Origin of the sequence: uncultured Neisseria sp. (assembly GCF_951230505.1) — a bacterium.
Taxonomy (GTDB): Bacteria; Pseudomonadota; Gammaproteobacteria; order Burkholderiales; family Neisseriaceae; genus Neisseria.
Genome location: NZ_CATNVN010000156.1, coordinates 1 through 4274, shown reverse-complemented (window position 1 = coordinate 4274; position 4274 = coordinate 1). Strand labels below are relative to the sequence as shown.

At 47.5% G+C, this 4274-nt stretch carries 5 protein-coding genes; all 5 read left to right on the top strand.

The genetic code is table 11. The annotated features are described in order from the left end of the window. The first annotated feature begins 370 nt into the window (after positions 1–370). The 5 genes from Q1M25_RS08520 (at position 371) to Q1M25_RS08500 (ending at position 4102) form a co-directional block, all read left to right on the top strand. Positions 371–826: a MarR family winged helix-turn-helix transcriptional regulator gene (locus Q1M25_RS08520; RefSeq protein WP_191620543.1), complete on the top strand. Its 456-nt coding sequence runs from the start codon at positions 371–373 to the stop codon at positions 824–826. 80 nt (positions 827–906) lie between these two features. After that, positions 907–1731 carry an ABC transporter ATP-binding protein gene (locus Q1M25_RS08515; protein ID WP_150538106.1) on the top strand — a complete coding sequence of 275 codons (825 nt, stop codon included), beginning with the start codon at positions 907–909 and terminating at the stop codon, positions 1729–1731. Positions 1732–1832: 101 nt separating this feature from the next. Beyond that, complete coding sequence (locus Q1M25_RS08510) at positions 1833–3350, top strand: ABC transporter permease/substrate-binding protein (RefSeq protein WP_300483840.1); 1518 nt, start codon at positions 1833–1835, stop codon at positions 3348–3350. Between the two features lie 46 nt (positions 3351–3396). Beyond that, positions 3397–3768 carry an alcohol dehydrogenase catalytic domain-containing protein gene (locus Q1M25_RS08505; RefSeq protein WP_224783332.1) on the top strand — a complete coding sequence of 124 codons (372 nt, stop codon included), beginning with the start codon at positions 3397–3399 and terminating at the stop codon, positions 3766–3768. Next, positions 3731–4102: a zinc-binding dehydrogenase gene (locus Q1M25_RS08500; RefSeq protein WP_300483839.1), complete on the top strand. Its 372-nt coding sequence runs from the start codon at positions 3731–3733 to the stop codon at positions 4100–4102. The genes Q1M25_RS08505 and Q1M25_RS08500 overlap by 38 nt, the downstream gene beginning before the upstream one ends. Positions 4103–4274 lie beyond the last annotated feature (172 nt).

The window sequence follows — 4274 nt, the reverse complement described above, 5'->3', positions numbered from 1 at the left end:
ACGGCGACCACCGAGATCTACACTCTTTCCCTACACGACGCTCTTCCGATCTGGCAATCAACCCGAACAACGCATAAACAATGGTTTGCCTCACGGCGGCGACGGTTTCGTGCGAGCCGAAGAGTTCGCTGAACACGGTGCTGCTCCAAAACGAGGCGATGAATAAAAATGCACCTGCCCCTGCGGCGGCGTGGATTTTGCGTAAAGTATTGCGGTTCATTATGGTTTCCTTTGAACATTTAATAGAGGTCGTCTGAAAGCATTTAAATAGCAAGCTATCGAGTTGAAATAAGTATAGCGTGCTATGGATTAAGATAGCAAGCTATATTCGTGATATAATCCTCAACAATTTGATTTGAAAGGAAACAAAATGGACGAGGTTTTCAAAACTGAATCAGCAGGCTATCTGATGAACCACATTGCCCGCCAATTTGCCATTTTATTGGGCGAAGGTTTGAAGCCTTTGAGCATCGCCCCCGCGCAATTTCCGATATTGCTGGAACTGTGGCAGAAAGACGGTTTGAGCCAGCAGGAATTGGTAGAGCGCGCCGATTTGAAGCAGGCAACGATTGCCAACACCTTGGCGCGGATGGAGCGCGACGGGCTGATTACGCGCGAACCGAATCCCGACGATGCACGCAGCCGCCTGATTATGCTGACGGAGCAAGCTCGTGCCTTGCAACAGCAGTCTACGGAAATTGCCAAAGCCATCAACCAAACGGCTTTGTCGGATTTGTCGGCAGACGAACAAAAGTTGTTTTTGGAAATGACGGCAAAAATTGTGGCGCGACAACAAGAGATGATTGCAGTCGCGAAGACGGATTGAGGGTTTAACTTCGTTGAAGCTCTGCTTTCAGGCAGCCTGCAAACCAAAAAATCAGCCTGCTTAATACAGGAATCACATCCATGCAAAACAACCCCATCCCATTTATCGAATTTCGTGGCACAGGCAAGCATTATGACGGCAAATATGCTGTGCGCGATTTGGATTTGACTATTTATCAGGGTGAATTTTTCGTGTTGGTAGGTGGCTCGGGTAGCGGCAAATCCACCACTTTACGCATGATTAACGCGCTAATTGAACCGACCGATGGCAACGTTTATCTGCACGGAAAACGGATTAAAGACTACGACATCCGCCAGCTCCGCCACCAAATTGGTTACGTATTGCAGCAAATCGCGCTTTTCCCCACCATGACCGTCGCGGAAAATATCGAACTCATGCCTGACGTACTGGGCTGGCCGAAAGCCGAACGCAAAACGCGTGTGAATGAATTATTGGAGTTGGTGGAACTTGACCCTGCGCACTACCAGGACCGCTATCCGTACGAACTTTCCGGCGGCGAACAGCAACGCATCGGGATTTTGCGCGCCATTGCAGCCAAACCCCAAGTGCTGCTGATGGACGAACCGTTTTCCGCGCTCGACCCGCTGGTGCGCACCGTGCTGCAAGACCAAATTGCTATGATTCACCAAAAATTTGGCACTACTATCGTTTTCGTTACCCATGATATGCAGGAAGCCGCCAAACTCGCTTGCCGTATCGGTGTAATGCATAATGGCAAACTGGTACAAATCGGCACACCTGAAGAAATCAAAAAGCAGCCGGCAAATGATTATGTGCAATCGCTGTTTTCCACCGCCGATGCACCCGATGCCGAACGCATCATCCACCAATTCTTACGGTTGGATAAACAGGGACAGGAAGCTGTGAGAAGGGCAGTGTTATGATGGTGAAGGCCGTCTGAAACCTCTTTCAAGGTGCTAATACCTTGCTGTAAAGCAAACATAAACATCTATTATTCAACGTACTAAACATAAAATTTAAAACTATGTTCTCATCCCTAAACGTTACCCCGGCAGAACTCTGGCAAATGCTGCTTACGCATTTATGGCTTTCCGGCCTGGCTTTGCTCGCGGCAGTGGCAATTGCGGTGCCTGCGGCCGTGTTGTTTGCGCGCAGACAGAGGGCAGCGGAAGCGGTATTGCAGTTTACCAATATATTGCAAACCATTCCGTCTTTGGCGTTGCTGGGTTTGTTGATTCCGTTTGTCGGTATCGGTTCGCCGCCCGTCTTGATTGCACTCACGCTATACGCACTGTTGCCGATTTTTCAAAATACCTATTTGGGGCTGACCCAAATCGACCAATCGATTCAAGATGCATACACTGCATTCGGACTATCGCGCTGGCAATCATTGTGGCGGATTGAGCTGCCAATGGCTTTGCCTGCCATGATTTCGGGCATTCGCACGGCGGCGGTGCTGATTGTCGGCACGGCAACTCTGGCGGCGTTAATTGGCGCAGGCGGCTTGGGTAACCTGATTCTGCTCGGCATTGACCGCAACAACATGACAATGACGTTTACTGGCGCATTGCTCTCCGCGTTATTGGCTGTCGGTGTAAGCGGCATTATCGGGCTGTTGCAGAAATCGCGACGCAAGTTGCCGATTATTCTTGCATTGGCGGTGGGCTTCGGAGCACTCGGTCTGTCGCAGATTTCATTTACACCTGCCACAAAAAACGTGGTGGTTGCCGGCAAAATGGGGAGTGAGCCGGATATTCTGATTAACATGTATAAATTATTGATTGAACGTGAGAATTCGAACGTGAAAGTCACAGTCAAACCTAATTTTGGCAAAACTACTTTCCTGTTTAGCGCACTGAATAGTGGCGAAATCGATATTTATCCTGAATTCACCGGCACAGTGCTAGAAGCCTTAGTACAAGTACCAACTGAACAGAAGAACCGCCATCTGTCGCCAGATGAAACCTATCAACGGGGCAAACAATTATTGGCGGAACAATATCAGTTAGAGTTTCTGCCACCAATGTCTTATCAGAACACTTATGCGTTGGCAGTCAAAGAAAGCTACGGCGCGGAGCACCAACTGAATGCCATCAGCGACTTGAAGCAGGCTGCACCCGATATCCGAGCAGGTTTCTCGCTGGAGTTTACCGACCGAGCAGACGGCTACAAAGGCATGCAGGCAGCAGGTATCACGCTGAAACATATTGTTAGCTTGGAACCTGCCTTACGCTATACGGCATTGTTGAATGAAAAAATCGACCTAGTGGAGGCCTTTTCTACCGACGCAGAATTGAAGCAATACCAGTTGCGCCTGCTGAAAGATGATATTTCCCTGTTTCCTGCTTATCAGGGGGCACCATTGATGAAAGCAGAATTTGCTGAAAAAAATCCGCAAATTGTGACCGCACTTAACCGACTGGCGGGAAAAATTAGCGAAGAGGAAATGAGCGAGATGAACTACCGCGTGAAAGTGCAAGGTGAAAGCGCGGAAAACGTGGCTCGGAATTATTTAGAGAAAAATGGGGTGTTAGGAAAGTAAAATTGGCAGTAGGCTACCTGAAAGCATCAGATTCTTAGGGGGTATTATGAAAGCCGTAAAAATCAAAGGTTTCGGCATCAACCATTCCGAGATTTTCACGCGTGAAGGTAAATCGCCGTCTATCCAATTTCCGCGCATCTTGGGCATTGAATGTGTAGGCAAAGTGGTGCAAAGTTCCACACCTACACTGGCGGTTGGACAAAAGGTTGTCTTCTATTATGGGAGAGAAATGGGGCGCGCCTTTGACGACAGCTACGCCGAATATGTGTTGCTGCCAAACGAGCAAATTTACCCCATTCATACCGATTTGGAAACGCGTAATCCTGCCAAAGCTACCCATTTGCAAGCGGTCGGATTTGACGAAGTGATTACTGAAGCCGATGGCAAACTACAAACCGACCAAAACCCAAAACTATGACAAAATTCTGGAATTGGTCGGGCCAGCAACTTTGTGTGATTCTTTCACCCACATCAACGAACACGGCATCGTCTGCAATACAGGGCAGCTAGGTAATATATGGTACGTGAACGATTTTGATCCGATTATCGAACTCAAAAACAACAGCTATCTCACCGCCTTTTATTCGGGCAATGTGTCGCAAGCCAAGCTAGATGCGATGTTTGACTATATCTGGCAATTTAATGTGAAAATCTTAATTGAACGCGTGTTTACATTGGAACAAGTTTCCGAAGCCCACCGTTTTTTGCAAAGCGCGGACGGGTTTGGGAAAGTGGTGGTAGTCAATGAATAGGGCTATCTAAAATTCTATAAAAGAAATTTAATCATGCTTTGGAATAAAACTGTGATCTGAATTGGTTTCATGGATATTGATAAAGAGAAGGCCGTCTGAAATTCTTCAGATAGATGGCTTTTATATTTGAATTCTGTAAGTGATTGTACAACTAGAAGAAACAGGATTTAAC